The following is a 15,166-nucleotide window of genomic DNA, read 5'->3' as shown; positions in this document are numbered from 1 at the left end:
TTTCAAGAAGATTTGAAGATGTCACGGAATTGTCATACAGGCAGCATAAAGTTCGTCTTGTCAAAAATTTGTCATTCCCAACCAATGTTCTCTGGAGGACATATGAAGCTGGTCAAGACTGCCGTGGCAGGCATCGTTTCGATGGTGGTGGCGGGCACTGCGTTCGCGGCGGAAATTACCGGTGCAGGCGCTTCCTTCCCGGCGCCCGTGTATTCCAAGTGGGCCGACGCATATAACAAGGCAACGGGCAACAAGGTCAACTATCAATCCATCGGCTCGTCGGGCGGCATCAAGCAGATCGGCGCCAAGACGGTCGATTTCGGCGCCTCGGACGCCCCGCTGAAGGACGAGGACCTGAACAAGCAGGGCCTGGTCCAGTTCCCGACCGTGATCGGCGGCGTGGTTCCGGTGATCAACCTGCAGGGCGTGAAGCCGGGCGAACTGACCATCACCGGCGAGCTGCTGGCCAACATCTACCTGGGCAAGATCAAGAAGTGGGATGATCCCGCCATCAAGGCACTGAACCCGCAAGCCAAGCTCCCGAGCCAGGACATCCTGCCGGTGCGCCGTGCCGACGGTTCGGGCACCACCTTCATCTTCACCAACTACCTGTCCAAGGTCAGCCCGGACTGGAAGAGCTCGGTGGGCGAGGGCACCACGGTCAACTGGCCGGGTGGCGGCACCGGCGGCAAGGGCAACGAGGGCGTGGCCGCCTTCGTGCAGCGCCTGAACGGCGCCATCGGCTATGTCGAGTACGCCTACGCCAAGCAGAACAAGATGACCCACGTGAACATGAAGAACGCGTCGGGTGCCGTGGTCAAGCCGGGTGACGACGCCTTCAAGGCCGCCGCCGCCGGCGCGGACTGGAGCAAGAGCTACTACCAGATCCTGACCAACCAGCCAGGCAAGGACGCCTGGCCGATCGCCGGCGCCACCTTCATCCTGGTCCACAAGAACCAGGAAAAGCCGGCGCAGGGCACCGAAGTGCTGAAGTTCTTCGACTGGGCCTACAAGAGCGGTGCCAACATGGCCGCCGAACTCGACTACGTGCCGCTGCCGGAGAACGTGGTCAACCAGATCCGTTCGACCTGGAAGACCAGCGTCAAGGACGCTTCGGGCAAGGCGCTGTACTGATCTGACGGCATCGCCGGCCGCGCGCGAGCGCGGCGGCGGCGGCCGGGCAGCCCGAAACCGGCCCGGCCACCGCGCTCCCGCCCAGGCGCGAGCGGCGATCCACCCTGAATTCCCGACATGGCGAATATCCCCTCCGACACCCGCAACGTCCAGCCCCCGAGCCGCATCGGCGACATCCTGTTCGGCGGCCTGACGCGGGGCGCCGCGATCGTGACGCTGCTGCTGCTGGGCGGCATCATCGTCTCACTCGCGATCAGCGCCTGGCCCTCGATCGAGACCTTCGGCGCGCGCTTCCTGTGGTCCGCGGAGTGGGATCCTCCCGCCGATGTCTATGGTGCGCTGGTGCCCATCTACGGCACCATCGTGACCTCGCTGATCGCACTGATCATCGCGGTGCCGGTCAGCTTCGGCATCGCCCTGTTCCTGACCGAGCTGTCGCCGGCCTGGCTGCGCCGCCCGCTTGGCACCGCCATCGAGCTGCTGGCCGCGGTGCCGTCGATCGTCTACGGCATGTGGGGCCTGCTCGTGTTCGCGCCGATCTTCGGCGAGTATTTCCAGAAGCCCCTGGCAGCCACGGTGGGCCAGCTGCCGGTGATCGGCAAGCTGTTCCAGGGCGCGCCGCTGGGCATCGGCCTGCTGTGCGCGGGCGTGATCCTGGCGATCATGATCATTCCGTACATCGCCTCGGTGATGCGTGACGTGTTCGAAGTCACCCCGGTGCTGCTCAAGGAATCCGCCTACGGCGTGGGCTGCACTACCTGGGAAGTGATGTGGAACGTGGTGCTGCCCTACACCCGCGCCGGCGTGATCGGCGGCGTGATGCTGGGCCTGGGCCGCGCGCTGGGCGAGACCATGGCCGTCACCTTCGTGATCGGCAATACCAACCTGCTGGACAGCGCCTCGCTGTTCTCGCCGGGCAACAGCATCACCTCGGCGCTTGCCAACGAGTTCGCCGAAGCCGGCGCCGGCCTGCATACCGCCGCGCTGATGGAGCTGGGCCTGATCCTGTTCTTCATCACCTTCGTGGTGCTGGCGCTGTCCAAGCTGTTGCTGCTGCGACTGGCCAAGAATGAGGGCGCAAAATGAGCCAAATGACCCAAGCGAGCCAGGCCATGTCTTCCGTATCGATTCCCGCCGTCCGTCCCGATGCCGATGCGGTGCGCGCGCGCCTGCAGGGCCGCCGCCGCCGCGTCAACCTGTACGCGCTGACCGCCTCGCTGGTGGCGATGGGCTTCGGCCTGTTCTGGCTGGCGTGGATCCTGTGGACCACCGTCACGCTGGGCGTGGGCGGGCTGTCGCTGGACCTGTTCACGCAGATGACGCCGGCCCCCAATACCGCAGGCGGCGGCCTGGCCAATGCCATCTTCGGCAGCTTCGTGATGGTCGGCATGGCCACGCTGTTCGGCACGCCGCTGGGCATCCTGGCGGGCATCTACCTGGCCGAATACGGCAAGAGTTCGCCGCTGGCCAGCTTTATCCGCTTTATCAACGACATCCTGCTGTCGGCGCCGTCGATCGTGATCGGCCTGTTTGTCTACGCGCTGGTGGTGACCCGCATGGGCCACTTCTCGGGCTGGGCCGGCATCTGCGCGCTGGCGCTGTTGCAGGTGCCGATCGTGGTGCGCACCACCGAGAACATGCTGAACCTGGTGCCCAACGCACTGCGCGAGGCCGCCTTCGCCCTCGGCACGCCCAAGTGGAAGATGGTGCTGTCGATCACGGTGAAGTCATCGTACGCGGGGATTGTGACCGGCGTATTGCTGGCGGTGGCCCGTATCGCCGGCGAAACCGCGCCGCTGCTGTTCACCGCGCTGTCCAACCAGTTCTGGACCAGCGACCTGAACAAGCCGATGGCCAACCTGCCGGTGACGATCTTCCGCTTTGCCATGAGCCCGTTCACCGAATGGCAGCAACTGGCCTGGGCGGGCGTGTTCCTGATTACGATTGGCGTGCTGGCCCTGAATATCCTGGCGCGCATCCTGTTCAAGAAATAAGCGGCGCGCCCGGCATCCGGACCCGCCCCAAGACTGCAAGCGAGAAAACGCAATGACCTCCACCGTCATCGACATTCCCGATTCGGTACGCGCCAAGATCGACGTGCGCAACCTGAATTTCTACTACGGCCAGTTCCATGCGCTGAAGAACATCAACATGTCGATCCCGGATCGCAAGGTCACGGCCTTCATCGGCCCGTCGGGATGCGGCAAGTCGACGCTGCTGCGCACCTTCAACAAGATGTACGCGCTCTATCCCGAGCAGCGCGCCGAGGGCGAGATCAACATGGACGGCGACAACCTGCTGACCGCCAGGCAGGACATCGCACTGCTGCGCGCCAAGGTCGGCATGGTGTTCCAGAAGCCGACGCCGTTCCCGATGTCGATCTATGACAACATCGCCTTCGGCGTGCGCCTGTTCGAGAAGCTGTCGCGCTCGGAAATGGACGACCGCGTGGAATGGGCGCTGACCAAGGCGGCGCTGTGGAACGAGGCCAAGGACAAGCTGCACCAGTCCGGCTACGGCCTGTCCGGCGGCCAGCAGCAGCGCCTGTGCATCGCGCGCGGCATCGCCATCCGCCCGGAAGTGCTGCTGCTGGACGAGCCGTGCTCCGCGCTGGATCCGATTTCCACCGGCCGCATCGAAGAGCTGATCGCCGAGCTGAAGGACGAGTACACCGTGGTGATCGTGACACACAACATGCAGCAGGCGGCGCGCTGCTCGGACTACACCGCCTACATGTACCTGGGCGAACTGATCGAGTTCGGCGAGACCGAGAAGATCTTCATCAAGCCGCACCGCAAGGAAACGGAAGACTACATCACCGGCCGCTTCGGCTGACAGGCAGGGCAGGGACTAGCATATCCATAAGCGCCCAGGAGAATCCCATGACTGACAAGCACCTGTCGACCCAGTTCGACGCAGACCTCAACGCCATCAACACCAAGCTGCTGCAGATGGGCGGGCTGGTGGAGTCGCAGATCGAACTCGCCATGCGTGCGCTGACCGACTTCGACGCCGAGATCGCCGACCAGGTGATCGCACGGGAGATCCAGCTCAATGCGCTGGAAGTCGAGATCGATGCCGATTGCGGCAACATCATCGCCCGGCGCCAGCCGACCGCGCGCGACCTGCGCCTGGTGATGGCCATCTCCAAGACCATCACCAACCTGGAGCGTGCCGGCGACGAAGCCGAGAAGATCGCCAAGCGCACCAAGCACATCATGGAAGACGCGTCGGCGCACAGCATCAACTACGCCGAGGTCAAGCTCTCGGGCGAGATGGCGATTGCGCTGCTGCGTCAGGCGCTCGACGCCTTTGCGCGCCTGGACACGGTCGCGGCGGCGCGCATCGTCAAGGACGACAAGGCCATCGACGAGGAATTCCGCGGCTTCGTGCGCAAGCTGATCACATACATGATGGAAGACCCGCGCACGATCTCGGTCGCGCTGGATTTCCTGTTCATCGCCAAGGCCGTCGAGCGCATCGGCGATCACGCCAAGAACATCGCGGAATTTATCATTTACATTGTCAAGGGGACGGACGTCCGCCATGTCTCGCGCGAGGACATGGAGCGCGAAGCGCTGAGCTGAGATCAGCCGCCCACGGAGAACCATACACATGCCAAGCAGTATTCTCGTTGTCGAAGACGAACCGGCGATCGCCGAACTGATCGCCGTGAACCTGCAGCACGCGGGGCATTATCCGATCCGGGCCTATAACGCCGAGCAGGCGCTGTCGCTGATGAGCGATGTGCTGCCCGACCTGGTGCTGCTCGACTGGATGCTCCCGGGCAAGTCAGGCGCGAACTTCGCCAAGGAGTTGCGCGCCAACGACCGCACCCGCCAGATCCCGATCATCATGCTGACCGCCCGCGGCGAGGAGCAGGACAAGGTGATGGGGCTGGAAGCGGGCGCCGACGACTACGTCACCAAGCCGTTCTCGCCCAAGGAGCTGCTGGCGCGGATCAAGGCCGTGCTCCGCCGCCGCGCGCCGCAGCTGACCGATGACGTGGTGGCGATCAACGGCCTGCGGCTGGACCCGGCCACGCATCGCGTGACCGGCCAGGACGAGAGCGGCCCGATCAAGCTGGACCTCGGGCCCACCGAGTTCCGCCTGCTGCACTTCCTGATGACGCATCCGGAGCGCGTGCACAGCCGCTCGCAACTGCTCGACCAGGTCTGGGGCGACCACGTCTTCGTCGAGGAGCGCACTGTCGACGTCCATATCAAGCGCCTGCGCGCGGCGCTGACGCCGGGCGGCTACAGCAACATGATCGAAACGGTGCGCGGCAGCGGCTACCGGCTGGCGCGCACCCCTGGCGCCTGAGCCGCCGCACGGGTCTCGAGCCGCTGGCAGGGCGCGGCGAAATCGTGGCACACTCCGTCGCAACCCTGCAGGCAGCCGTTTCCGTGGCTGGCTGCGAGCCTGAACCCTGCGCATGAATGTCATCTGGGCCCGTTCCGCGGCCATCCTGATCAGCCTGCTGGTGCTGTCCGCCGGCGTCTACCTGGTCGCCGGCCCGGTGCCGGCGCTGGCGCTGGCCTGCGTTTCGCTGCTAGGGCTGCTGTTCTACTACCTGTACCAGATCAACCGGCTGTGGAAGGTGCTGGACGCGCCCGTCTATGGCGAGATCCCGAGCGCGCTCGGCCTGTGGGGCGAGGTGTATTACCGCCTGCACCGGCTGGTCAAGCGCTGGCGCACCCAGGTGCTGCAGGTGGAGCAGCAGCACACACGCTTTATCCAGGCGATCCAGGCCTCGCCCAACGGTGTGCTGATGCTCGATGACGCCGACCAGATCGAGTGGTGCAACGACGTCGCCGAGCAGCATTTCGGCCTGAACGCGCGGCGCGATGTGCGCCAGCGCATTACTCACCTGATCCGCCGGCCGGAGTTCGTCCACTACCTGACGCGGCAGCAGTTCGACGACCCGCTGGTGATGCGCGACATGGGGGAGCACAAGCACAGCGCGATCGCGGTGCAGATCCTGCCGTATGGCGACAACCGCAAGCTGGTGATCACGCAGGACATCACCAAGCTGGAAAATACCGAGGCGATGCGGCGCGACTTCGTCGCCAATGTCTCGCACGAGCTGAAGACCCCGCTGACCGTGATGACCGGATTCCTCGAGACCGTGCGCGACCTGCCGGTGTCCGCGGAGGACCGGCGCCGCTACATCGACATGATGCTGGCGCAGTCGGTGCGCATGCAAAGCATCGTCGAAGACCTGCTGGCGCTGGCCAAGCTGGAAAGCGATGCGCAGCCGCCGGGCCATGACGTGGTGCCGATCCGCGCCATGGTGGCGCACCTGATGCACGACGCCGAGGCGCTGTCGCAGGGCCGGCATCACGTCGCGGCCGAGATCGACCCAACCGTGGGCATGCGCGGCGCCGAGACCGAGCTGATGTCGGCGCTGGGCAACCTGGTATCGAACGCGGTGCGCTACACGCCGGAGGGTGGGCGCATCACCATGCGGCTGGCCTGGGAAGACGGCCACGCGGTGTTCTCTGTGGCGGATACCGGCCTGGGCATCGCAGCCGAGCATATCCCCCGGCTGACCGAGCGCTTCTACCGCGTCGACCGCAGCCGTTCGCGCGATACCGGCGGCACGGGCCTTGGGCTGGCCATCGTCAAGCATGTGCTGTCGCGCCACCATGCCGAACTGCGCGTCACCAGCGAGGAGGGCCGGGGCAGCGTGTTCCGCGTGGTGTTCCCGCTCGAGCGCAGCCTGCGCTCCGCTGCCGCAAGCGCGGACAGCCCGGTGCCGAGCGTCGGTCCGACGGTAACGCCGCAGGCACCGGACAATTCCCGGCGCGCAGCCTGATAGCAAAGAAAAACCCCGCCGCGGCGGGGTTTCTTGTTGCTCGCGGCGCGCGCTCAGGGCGTACCGCCAAACATCACCAGCATATCGTTCTGGCTGACATGCGGATGCTTGGAACGCGTCTGGCTGCGCACGTAATTGCCGTCGGACTGCATGATCCACGCCGAGGCATTGTCGCGCAGATGGACCTGCAGGCTTTCCTTGATGACGCGCGCCTTCAGCGCCTTGTCCAGCACCGGGAACGCGACTTCCACGCGGCGGAACAGGTTGCGGTCCATCCAGTCGGCGCTGGACAGGTAGAGCACCTCTTCGCCGGCGGCGTGGAAGTAATAGACGCGGTGGTGTTCGAGGAAACGCCCGATGATCGAGCGCACCGAGATGTTCTCGGACATGCCTGGCACGCCCGGCATCAGCGCGCACACGCCACGCACGATCAGGTCGATCTTCACGCCGGCGCGCGAGGCCTTGTACAGCTCGTCGATGATCGACGGTTCCAGCAGCGCATTCATCTTGGCGATGATGCGTGCCGGCTTGCCGGCGCGCGCGTTGCGGGCCTCGGCGCGGATATGGTCGACCAGGTTGCTCTGCATGGTGAACGGCGACTGCCACAGGTGGTTCAGCCGGATCGTGCCGGCGGTGCCGGTCAGCAGCTGGAACACATGGTGCACGTCTTCGCAGATGGCCTCGTCGGCGGTCAGCAGGCCGAAATCGGTATAAAGCCGGGCCGTGCGCGGATGGTAGTTGCCGGTGCCCAGATGGGCGTAGCGGCGCAGCTTGACCTGCTTGGCCTTGGGTCCGGTGGGCTCGCGCCGCACGATCAGCAGCATCTTGGCATGGCACTTGTGCCCGACCACGCCGTAGATCACGTGCGCGCCGGCGGACTCCAGCCGCTCGGCCCAGTTGATATTGGTTTCCTCATCGAAGCGCGCCAGCAGCTCCACCACCACCGTCACTTCCTTGCCGTTGCGCGCCGCCGTCATCAGCGCTTCCATCACCAGCGATTCGTTGCCGGTGCGGTAGACGGTCTGCTTGATCGCGACCACGTTGGGATCGGCCGCGGCCAGCTGCAGCAGGTCGAGCACCGAGCTGAAGCTCTCGTACGGATGGTGCAGCAGCACGTCCTGCTGGCGCATCACGTCGAACATCGAGGCGCCGCCGGCGAAGGCCTTGACCGGCGCAGGCACATACGGCGGGAACTTGAGCCCAGGCCGGTCGACCATGTCGGGGATCTGCATCAGCCGTACCAGGTTCACCGGGCCGGAGACGCGGTACAGGTCCTGTTCGGCCAGCCCCGATTCCAGCAGCAGCCGGCGCGCCAGCGGCGCCGGCGTATCCGACGAGATTTCCAGCCGCACCGTGTCGCCGAAATGGCGCGCGGGCAGTTCGCCCTGCAGTGCTTCGCGCAGGTCGGTGATGTCATCTTCGGAGACGAACAGGTCCGAGTTGCGCGTGACGCGGAACTGGTAGCAGCCATGCACGGCGATGGCAGGAAACAACTCGTGCACGAAGCCCTGCATAAACGACGACAGCATGACAAAGCCGTACGGATAGCCCGACAGCTTCTCCGGCATCTTTACCACGCGCGGCAGCGCGCGCGGCGCCTGCACGATGGCAAGATCGGCATCGCGCCCGAAGGCGTCCTTGCCGGACAGCTCCACCACGAAGTTCAGGCTCTTGTTGAGCACGCGCGGGAAGGGGTGGGCCGGGTCCAGCGCGATCGGCGTCAGCACCGGCGCCAGTTCGCGCTGGAAGAACTGGCGCGCCCATTCACGCTGGGCGTCGGTCCAGGTAGTGGTCAGGTGGAAAAAGACCCCTTCTTTTTCAAGTAGTGGAAAAATGGTGTTCTGCAGCATGTCATACTGCGAGGCCACAAGCCGTTGCGTGCGCTCGGTGACAAGCTGGTAGGTCTGCTGGAAGGAAAGACCATCCGGCGTCAGGCCCGAGGCATTGTCGCGCATCTGTTCCTTCAGGCCCGCCATGCGGATTTCAAAGAACTCGTCCAGGTTGCTGGACACGATGCAGATGAACTTGAGCCGTTCCAGCAGCGGGACTTTCGGGTCCGCGGCTTGCGCCAGCACGCGGGCATTGAATTCCAGGATGCCCAGTTCGCGGTTGAGCAGCGTACTGGACGGAGTCGTCGACATGGTCATGACCTTCTTTTGGTAATGTGGCGACTTTTTCATAGAATCGTGTCACTTTCATGACAGTTTGATTTTGTCATGATGCGGACATGACCACGACATATTTTCTCGGGGCCCGAATCGCGGCAGGTGCTGGCACCAGCGTGTCCCTGCCGTGCTTCGCAACGCCAATGCGAACCTGCCCTCCAAGCACACAATGAACAACACTCCACGCCTGCTGGCCGCCGTCGACATGGGCTCGAACAGCTTCCGCCTGATGATCGGGCGGGTGGACGAAACCCCGACGGCCAATGGCCCCGCCAGCCAGATTTTTCAGGTGGACGCGCTGCGCGAGCCGGTGCGGCTGGCGGCCGGGCTGACACCCGACAAATACCTGGACCAGCCCGCGCGGCGGCGCGGCATCGATGCACTGCGGCGCTTCGGCGACCGCCTGCGCGAGTTCGCGCCAGGCCAGGTGCGCGCGGTTGCCACCAATACGCTGCGGGTCGCAAAGAACGCGTCCGAGTTCCTGATCGAGGCCGAAGGCGCGCTGGGCTTCCCGATCGAAGTGATCGCCGGGCGCGAGGAGGCGCGGCTGATCTACCTGGGCGCCTCGCACGATGCGCCGGCCTGCCAGGGCAACCGCCTGGTGGTCGATATCGGCGGCGGCTCGACTGAGTTCATCATCGGCAACGGCTACCAGTCCAAGCTGATGGAAAGCCTGTATATCGGCTGCGTATCGCACAGCCGCCAGTTCTTCCCCAGCGGCAATGTCGACGACTACGCGATGAAGCAGGCCGAGCTGGCCGCACGCCGCGAAATCCAGGTGCTGGTGCGCCAGTACCGTGCCGCCGGCTGGGAACAGGCGGTGGGCTCGTCGGGCACCGCGCGCGCGCTGGCCGAGCTGATCGAACTCAACGGCATGAACGACAGCAATGCCGAGCACGGCATCACGCGCGAAGGGCTGGAGCGCCTCAAGCGTGCCCTGATCAAGGCCGAGAACACCAATCGCGTCAAGCTGACCGGCCTCAAGCCGGATCGCATCCCGGTGCTGCCGGGCGGCTTGTCGATCATGCTTGGCGTATTTGCCGAACTCGATATCGAGCGCATGGACGTGACCGACGGCGCGCTGCGCCTGGGCGTGCTGTACGACCTGCTCGGACGCAGTCACCATGAGGACATGCGCACGGTCACGGTGGACCAGTTCATGCGCCGCTACGGCGTCGACCGGGCCCAGGCCAGCCGCGTGCGGCGCACCGCGCAGACGCTGCTGTCACAGTTTCCGGACCCGGCCAACGAACGGCGCGAGGACAACCTGGCGCTACTGGGCTGGGCCGCGAGCCTGCATGAGATCGGCATGTCGATCTCGCACAGCGGCTACCACAAGCATTCCGCCTACATCGCCACGCATGCCGACATGCCGGGCTTTTCCAAGACCGACCAGGCGCGGCTGGCGACGCTGCTGCTGGGCCATGCGGGCAAGCTGGGCAAGCTGTCGGGCAGCGGCAAGTTTGTCGACTGGCGCATGCTGTTCAGCCTGCGCCTGGCCTTTGTGCTGTGCCGGCGCCGCTCGGACGTGGCGCTGCCGGACATCCGCGTCACACAGCTGGCGGAAGCGCTGGACGAAGGCTTCACCGTGCGCCTGCCGAAGGCGTGGATCGACGCCAATCCGCTGATCGAATACAGCCTGGCGCAGGAAGCCGACGAGTGGCAGCGCATCGGCAAGCGCTACAAGGTGATTTACGACTGAGAGGGAAGCGGTCGACCGGCCGCCGATGCGGCGGCCGTGACCGGAAGGGCATTGGGGCGGGGACGCCGCTCAGGCGGCGTTGTTCAGCCCCAGGAAGTGGCGGGCGTAGCGCGGATTCATGTCGTTCACGCGCAGCAGCGTGAGGAAGTCGGCCACGTTGAAGTCCGGGTCCCAGGCGGGCTGGCCGCAGATCTTCGCGCCCAGGCGCAGGTAGCCCTTGATCAGCGCGGGCGGCTCGACCTGCAGCTGCTGGTTCAGGTCTTCCACCGGCAGCGGCAGGCGCGGGAAGGCGTGGTACTCGATCGGTGCCAGCGAGCGCTCGGTGAACAGCCGGTGGAGGCTGGCCGCGTAGTGGCCGCCGTCGCTCATCGGCACGCTCGCGCAGCCCAGCATCGACTCGATGCCCCAGCGCTGCAGGTACTCGCCCAGTCCGCCCCACAGCGCCATGATGACGCTGCCGGAGCGGTAGTCGCGGTGCACGCACGAGCGGCCCAGTTCCAGCATCTTGGGGCGCAGGTGCGACAGGCGCACCAGGTCGAATTCCGACTCGGCGTACAGGCAGCCCAGGCGCTTGGCCTGGTGCGGCGGCAGCACGCGGTAGGTGCCGACCACGCGCAACGTGGCCATGTCGCGCACGATCAGGTGGTCGCAGTAGGCATCGAACATGTCGATGTCCAGTTCGGGCACCGAAGACGTCAGGCGCGCACCCATTTCCTCGGCAAAGACCTTGTAGCGCAGGCGCTGGGCCTCGACTACTTCATCCTGGTGGCGCGCCCACGCCACGCTGAGAACAGGCGACTCATGTGCCGGTGTATCCGATGGGCGATGAAGACGCCTCCGCGCCGTCTGGCCGCCGAGGCCATTGGGCAGAGAGTCGAAGAGCGGCTGGGTAGGCGTCGGCAGATCTCGCATCAGTATGTCCTTTTGGTGACGAAACTGTTGCGATGCAATGTAGTGAGGGCCGGTGACAATGCCGTGACCCGGCGATGACGGTTGCGTGACTTCGACACCCGGGGCGGTCCGGGATGACTCCAGGGGCACGCCGGCCGGTGCCGCACCCCCGGCCGGTCTTAGAGGAATTCGGGGTTGATGACCGCGCGCAGCACCGTCTGGGCTTCGCTTTCGCGGGTACGGCCGGTCAGCCACCAGACGCCGCCCTTGCGCACGCTCCAGTCCATTTCGGTGCCCGCCAGCAGCAGGCTGGCGACGCGGCCGATCCACGGCTGATGGCCGACCACCACCACATGCTCGGGGCGCTCCGGCCATTCGACCGCGGCCAGCACGGCGCTGACGTCGGCGCCGGGGGCGAGGGCATCCAGGATTTGCGCGTCGCCGGTCAACGCCGCCGCCGTTTCGCGGGCGCGCACGGCGGGGCTGCACAGGATGCGGGTATCGGCTGGCAGGTGGGCCCGTAGCCATTTGGCCGAGGCTTCGGCCTGCTTGCGGCCGCGGCGCGTCAGCGGGCGCTGCAGATCGGCATGGCGGCTAAGGCTGAGGGCGTCGGGCAGGTCTTCGGCTTCGGCATGGCGCCACAGGATCAGGTTCATGTCGGACGGGGCAATGAGCGTGCTTCGAGTATGGTGAAGCGGCCCGACCGGCGCAAGCGCGGCGCAAACAAAAGCGGGCTGCCGGTCAGGGCAGCCCGCAAGTGTCTCCGGGCGCGGTGTCAGCGGCGTGACAGCGCGTCGGCGCAATACAGCGGCGGCGCCGATGGCACTGCGTTGCCATCGGCGCCGTCGGGAAACTCAGGACTTGTGGCGGAAGTTGATGCGCCCCTTGGTCAGGTCGTAGGGCGACATTTCCAGGGTCACGCGGTCGCCGGCCAGGATGCGGATGCGGTGCTTCTGCATCTTGCCCGAAGCGTATGCCCAGATTTCAACGCCGTTTTCCAGCGTGACACGATAGCGGTTGTCAGGCAGGGCTTCCGACACCACGCCGCCAAATTCAATGAGTTCTTCCTTAGCCAATCTGTCTTCCTTTTCGGCAGCCCGCGAAGGCTGCAGTGGTTACGTTTTCAAAAAATCTGTTCGGTTCGCCCGCAACTCGCCCAACCGCTGCACCTTGTACCGATACGGCCAATCGCACTTGAGGCGGTCGGGCGCAGGGCACACATGCTCGGCGGCTGGCGCCTGCGTGACCGGATCAATCTGCGGCGTCAGCGGTGTCGCCCTGCGGGCGCGGATTGCTTGGGCGAAAACCTGGTCGCTGACAGCCGGAGAGGCCGTGTGCTTCGCGGAGCAGGCGGGCAGGTGTACCCGGTGGTTCGCCAGTTCGGTGTCGTCGCGGATGGCCCGCGCCGGCGGCTGCTGTTCGCTCGCTGCTGTTCATTAGCGAGAGCGCGCTGGTGAGAACGCCCGGTTACAGGGATGCTCGGACACCCCGGGGGCTACTCCGACATTGTATCACGTACGCGGATGCAGCATTGCCGCCGCGCCGGTTGCACCTGCCTCGGTCCTGGCGCAACAAAATGGCGATAAAGTCGCAAACGGGGTCGCGGTCCGTTTGGTATTTGTGCCATATGAGCTAGAACTAACGCGTACGGCCGTGCCGGCCGGATCTCGCAAGGAGACTGCCATGGAACTCCATCTGGAATCGCACCGCTTTGTCCGCTGCCGTCCCGACTGGCGCGCTGCGGTACTGGCGGGGCTGATTGCGGGCGCGGTCTACATGGTGCTGGAGCTGCTGACCGCGCGCTTTCTGCTGTACCAGGGCGCCTGGGGCACCGTCAAAATGGTCGCTGCCATCATCCTCGGCCGTGAGGCGCTGTCGGCCGATGCCTTCAACTGGACCATCGTGCTGGCCGCGGGCACGGTGCATTTTGCCTTGTCGATCATCCTGGCGGCGGCGCTGGCGCTGATTCTGTCGTCGTTCCGGCTGGACACCAGCCTGGGCCTGGCCTCGGTGGTCGGCATCGTATTTGGCGTGGTGGTGTACCTGGTCAACTTCTATGTGCTGGGACGCTACATGAACTGGTTCGACGAAGCGCGCGGCTGGGAGAGCCTGTTCGCGCATGCGCTGTTCGGACTGGTCGCGGCCGACGTGTACTGCAACCTGGAACGGCGGCGCGGCGGGGCGGAGGCGCAGCCCCCCGCCTGAACCGTTTAGCCCATCTGGTTGATATGACGATTAACGCGCTCGCACTACGCTAGAGGCAAACGACCATAGCGGCTGGCGCCTGGCAGGTCCGCGCACAGTCACACCGGAGTGCCCATGCGGGTCGCAATCGTCAGTACCGAAACCACCGGGCTCACGCCAGCCGATGAGCCCGTCAGCATCGGCTTGTTGCTGGTCGAGGTGTCGCCGCGCGCCGGCGGCCTGCTGCGTGAAGTGGCGGAGTACTACGGTTCGCAGGAGCCGACCGTGCCGATCAGCGCGGCCGCCACCGATACCCACGGGCTGACCGCCGACATGCTGCGCGGGCGCCGCTTCGACCTCGGCGCCATCCGCGCCATCGTCGACGAGGCCGAGGTGCTGGTGGCCCACGGCGCCGCCTTCAACGCCAGGATGCTGGAGAAAGTGCTGCCCGGCATCCAGCACAAGCGCTGGCGCTGCTCGGTGCGGCAGGTGCGATGGTCCCAGTATTTCCACGCCGCCAACCACAAGCTCGATACGCTGTGCGAACACCTGCATATCTTCCGTCCCCGGCCTCAGGTGGCTCTGGATGACTGCCTGGCGCTGTCCAAGCTGCTGTTCCGGCCGATCGGCGCCACCCAGCAGGCGACGCCGATGGGCTTCCTGCTGGCAGAAGCCGATTTCGCGATGAGCGCCGCCCCGCACCCGGGCAGCGCGCCGGCTCCGCCGCTCCTGGCGCCGCCGCAGGCCCCGCCTTCCTGGATGCCGCAAGTCGAAGCCAGCCAGCATGGCCCCGGTCGGGGGCTGGTGATGGCGGCCGTGATACTGATGCTGTGCGCCGGCGCGGTGATCTGGCCGGACTTGTTCCCGTGGTGAGAGGCCGTTGCAGGCGCCACATGGGTGCCGTTGCGCAAGCGGGCCGGCAAAGAAAAACGGCCCGGATCTCCCGATCCAGGCCGTTGTTTCCGTTGGGTATTTCTGGTCGGAGCGATAGGATTCGAACCTACGACCCTCTGATCCCAAATCAGATGCGCTACCAGGCTGCGCTACGCTCCGAAGCCGGCCATTGTAGCCGCGTCGGCGAGCCACGGTCAATCGGCGCTGATGTCGCCGGTTCCGAGCCGGGCGGGTGCGCCGCGATGCTCCCCCTTCTGGCGGGGGCGCTTTGTCTTGACTTGGGTTTGCGCGCTGCGATAATCCGCACACCGCTCCAGTCCGACCGGCGTGCTGTTGGGAACGCCCGGTTTCGCGTATTTCCTTCCGGACTGACCTGAT

General features: G+C 65.6%; 14 protein-coding genes and 1 tRNA gene. 10 read left to right on the top strand and 5 right to left on the bottom strand.

The annotated features are described in order from the left end of the window. The first annotated feature begins 102 nt into the window (after positions 1-102). From pstS to phoR, 7 genes are all read left to right on the top strand, one after another. Entirely contained in the window at positions 103-1,134 is a 1,032-nt protein-coding gene (gene pstS / locus ACEI37_RS21155) for a phosphate ABC transporter substrate-binding protein PstS (protein WP_373378029.1), read from the top strand. A 117-nt stretch (positions 1,135-1,251) separates the two neighbouring features. Then, complete coding sequence (pstC, locus tag ACEI37_RS21150; protein WP_373378028.1) at positions 1,252-2,220, top strand: phosphate ABC transporter permease PstC; 969 nt, start codon at positions 1,252-1,254, stop codon at positions 2,218-2,220. 5 nt (positions 2,221-2,225) lie between these two features. Continuing rightward, positions 2,226-3,128 carry a phosphate ABC transporter permease PstA gene (gene pstA, locus ACEI37_RS21145; protein WP_373378027.1) on the top strand — a complete coding sequence of 301 codons (903 nt, stop codon included), beginning with the start codon at positions 2,226-2,228 and terminating at the stop codon, positions 3,126-3,128. Positions 3,129-3,180: 52 nt separating this feature from the next. After that, entirely contained in the window at positions 3,181-3,969 is a 789-nt protein-coding gene (gene pstB, locus ACEI37_RS21140; RefSeq protein ID WP_018007822.1) for a phosphate ABC transporter ATP-binding protein PstB, read from the top strand. A 47-nt stretch (positions 3,970-4,016) separates the two neighbouring features. Then, positions 4,017-4,721: a phosphate signaling complex protein PhoU gene (gene phoU / locus ACEI37_RS21135; RefSeq protein ID WP_062800696.1), complete on the top strand. Its 705-nt coding sequence runs from the start codon at positions 4,017-4,019 to the stop codon at positions 4,719-4,721. 28 nt (positions 4,722-4,749) lie between these two features. Next, on the top strand, positions 4,750-5,457 hold the full coding sequence (gene phoB, locus ACEI37_RS21130) for a phosphate regulon transcriptional regulator PhoB (protein WP_012353221.1): 708 nt from the start codon (positions 4,750-4,752) through the stop codon (positions 5,455-5,457). A 112-nt stretch (positions 5,458-5,569) separates the two neighbouring features. Then, positions 5,570-6,952, top strand: a complete 1,383-nt coding sequence (gene phoR / locus ACEI37_RS21125; protein ID WP_373378026.1) for a phosphate regulon sensor histidine kinase PhoR — start codon at positions 5,570-5,572, stop codon at positions 6,950-6,952. Between the two features lie 53 nt (positions 6,953-7,005). Here phoR and ppk1 read toward each other — a convergent pair whose 3' ends face one another. Continuing rightward, the gene (gene ppk1, locus ACEI37_RS21120) at positions 7,006-9,132 is read right to left on the bottom strand and encodes a polyphosphate kinase 1 (RefSeq protein WP_373378025.1); all 2,127 of its coding nucleotides are present in this window, start codon (positions 9,130-9,132) and stop codon (positions 7,006-7,008) included. Between the two features lie 154 nt (positions 9,133-9,286). On the opposite strand from ppk1, the gene ppx reads away from it, so the two are divergent. Further along, the gene (gene ppx / locus ACEI37_RS21115; protein ID WP_373378024.1) at positions 9,287-10,819 is read left to right on the top strand and encodes an exopolyphosphatase; all 1,533 of its coding nucleotides are present in this window, start codon (positions 9,287-9,289) and stop codon (positions 10,817-10,819) included. A 69-nt stretch (positions 10,820-10,888) separates the two neighbouring features. Here the strand turns inward: ppx and ACEI37_RS21110 are convergent, their stop codons facing one another. The 3 genes from ACEI37_RS21110 to infA all read right to left on the bottom strand — a co-directional run bounded on the left by ACEI37_RS21110 (position 10,889) and on the right by infA (position 12,786). Next, positions 10,889-11,731, bottom strand: coding sequence for a GNAT family N-acetyltransferase (locus ACEI37_RS21110; protein ID WP_373378023.1), 843 nt, complete (start codon positions 11,729-11,731; stop codon positions 10,889-10,891). Between the two features lie 158 nt (positions 11,732-11,889). Beyond that, a complete protein-coding gene (locus ACEI37_RS21105; RefSeq protein ID WP_240074652.1) occupies positions 11,890-12,366 on the bottom strand; it encodes a histidine phosphatase family protein in 477 nt (158 codons plus the stop codon). Positions 12,367-12,564: 198 nt separating this feature from the next. Further along, on the bottom strand, positions 12,565-12,786 hold the full coding sequence (infA, locus tag ACEI37_RS21100; protein WP_008641674.1) for a translation initiation factor IF-1: 222 nt from the start codon (positions 12,784-12,786) through the stop codon (positions 12,565-12,567). Positions 12,787-13,393: 607 nt separating this feature from the next. On the opposite strand from infA, the gene ACEI37_RS21095 reads away from it, so the two are divergent. Both ACEI37_RS21095 and ACEI37_RS21090 read left to right on the top strand, forming a co-directional pair. Next, positions 13,394-13,915: a hypothetical protein gene (locus ACEI37_RS21095; RefSeq protein ID WP_373378022.1), complete on the top strand. Its 522-nt coding sequence runs from the start codon at positions 13,394-13,396 to the stop codon at positions 13,913-13,915. A 114-nt stretch (positions 13,916-14,029) separates the two neighbouring features. Beyond that, complete coding sequence (locus tag ACEI37_RS21090) at positions 14,030-14,767, top strand: DNA polymerase III subunit epsilon (RefSeq protein WP_373378021.1); 738 nt, start codon at positions 14,030-14,032, stop codon at positions 14,765-14,767. A gap of 103 nt (positions 14,768-14,870) precedes the next feature. Here the strand turns inward: ACEI37_RS21090 and ACEI37_RS21085 are convergent. After that, positions 14,871-14,947 (bottom strand) — tRNA-Pro (locus tag ACEI37_RS21085). Positions 14,948-15,166: the final 219 nt, after the last annotated feature.

Source organism: Cupriavidus nantongensis (assembly GCF_041726985.1).
GTDB lineage: Bacteria > Pseudomonadota > Gammaproteobacteria > Burkholderiales > Burkholderiaceae > Cupriavidus > Cupriavidus nantongensis_A.
This window is presented reverse-complemented; position numbering and strand designations above follow the sequence as displayed.

What these genes read in the sequence shown, in the direction of transcription:
- ppx (WP_373378024.1), top strand. Translation starts at nt 9,287, where the DNA reads ATGAACAACACTCCACGCCTGCTGGCCGCCGTCGACATGGGCTCGAAC.
- ppk1 (WP_373378025.1), bottom strand. Translation starts at nt 9,132, where the DNA reads ATGAAAAAGTCGCCACATTACCAAAAGAAGGTCATGACCATGTCGACG.
- pstA (WP_373378027.1), top strand. Translation starts at nt 2,226, where the DNA reads ATGACCCAAGCGAGCCAGGCCATGTCTTCCGTATCGATTCCCGCCGTC.
- pstB (WP_018007822.1), top strand. Translation starts at nt 3,181, where the DNA reads ATGACCTCCACCGTCATCGACATTCCCGATTCGGTACGCGCCAAGATC.
- phoR (WP_373378026.1), top strand. Translation starts at nt 5,570, where the DNA reads ATGAATGTCATCTGGGCCCGTTCCGCGGCCATCCTGATCAGCCTGCTG.
- phoU (WP_062800696.1), top strand. Translation starts at nt 4,017, where the DNA reads ATGACTGACAAGCACCTGTCGACCCAGTTCGACGCAGACCTCAACGCC.
- pstS (WP_373378029.1), top strand. Translation starts at nt 103, where the DNA reads ATGAAGCTGGTCAAGACTGCCGTGGCAGGCATCGTTTCGATGGTGGTG.
- pstC (WP_373378028.1), top strand. Translation starts at nt 1,252, where the DNA reads ATGGCGAATATCCCCTCCGACACCCGCAACGTCCAGCCCCCGAGCCGC.
- ACEI37_RS21110 (WP_373378023.1), bottom strand. Translation starts at nt 11,731, where the DNA reads ATGCGAGATCTGCCGACGCCTACCCAGCCGCTCTTCGACTCTCTGCCC.
- ACEI37_RS21105 (WP_240074652.1), bottom strand. Translation starts at nt 12,366, where the DNA reads ATGAACCTGATCCTGTGGCGCCATGCCGAAGCCGAAGACCTGCCCGAC.
- ACEI37_RS21090 (WP_373378021.1), top strand. Translation starts at nt 14,030, where the DNA reads ATGCGGGTCGCAATCGTCAGTACCGAAACCACCGGGCTCACGCCAGCC.
- ACEI37_RS21095 (WP_373378022.1), top strand. Translation starts at nt 13,394, where the DNA reads ATGGAACTCCATCTGGAATCGCACCGCTTTGTCCGCTGCCGTCCCGAC.
- phoB (WP_012353221.1), top strand. Translation starts at nt 4,750, where the DNA reads ATGCCAAGCAGTATTCTCGTTGTCGAAGACGAACCGGCGATCGCCGAA.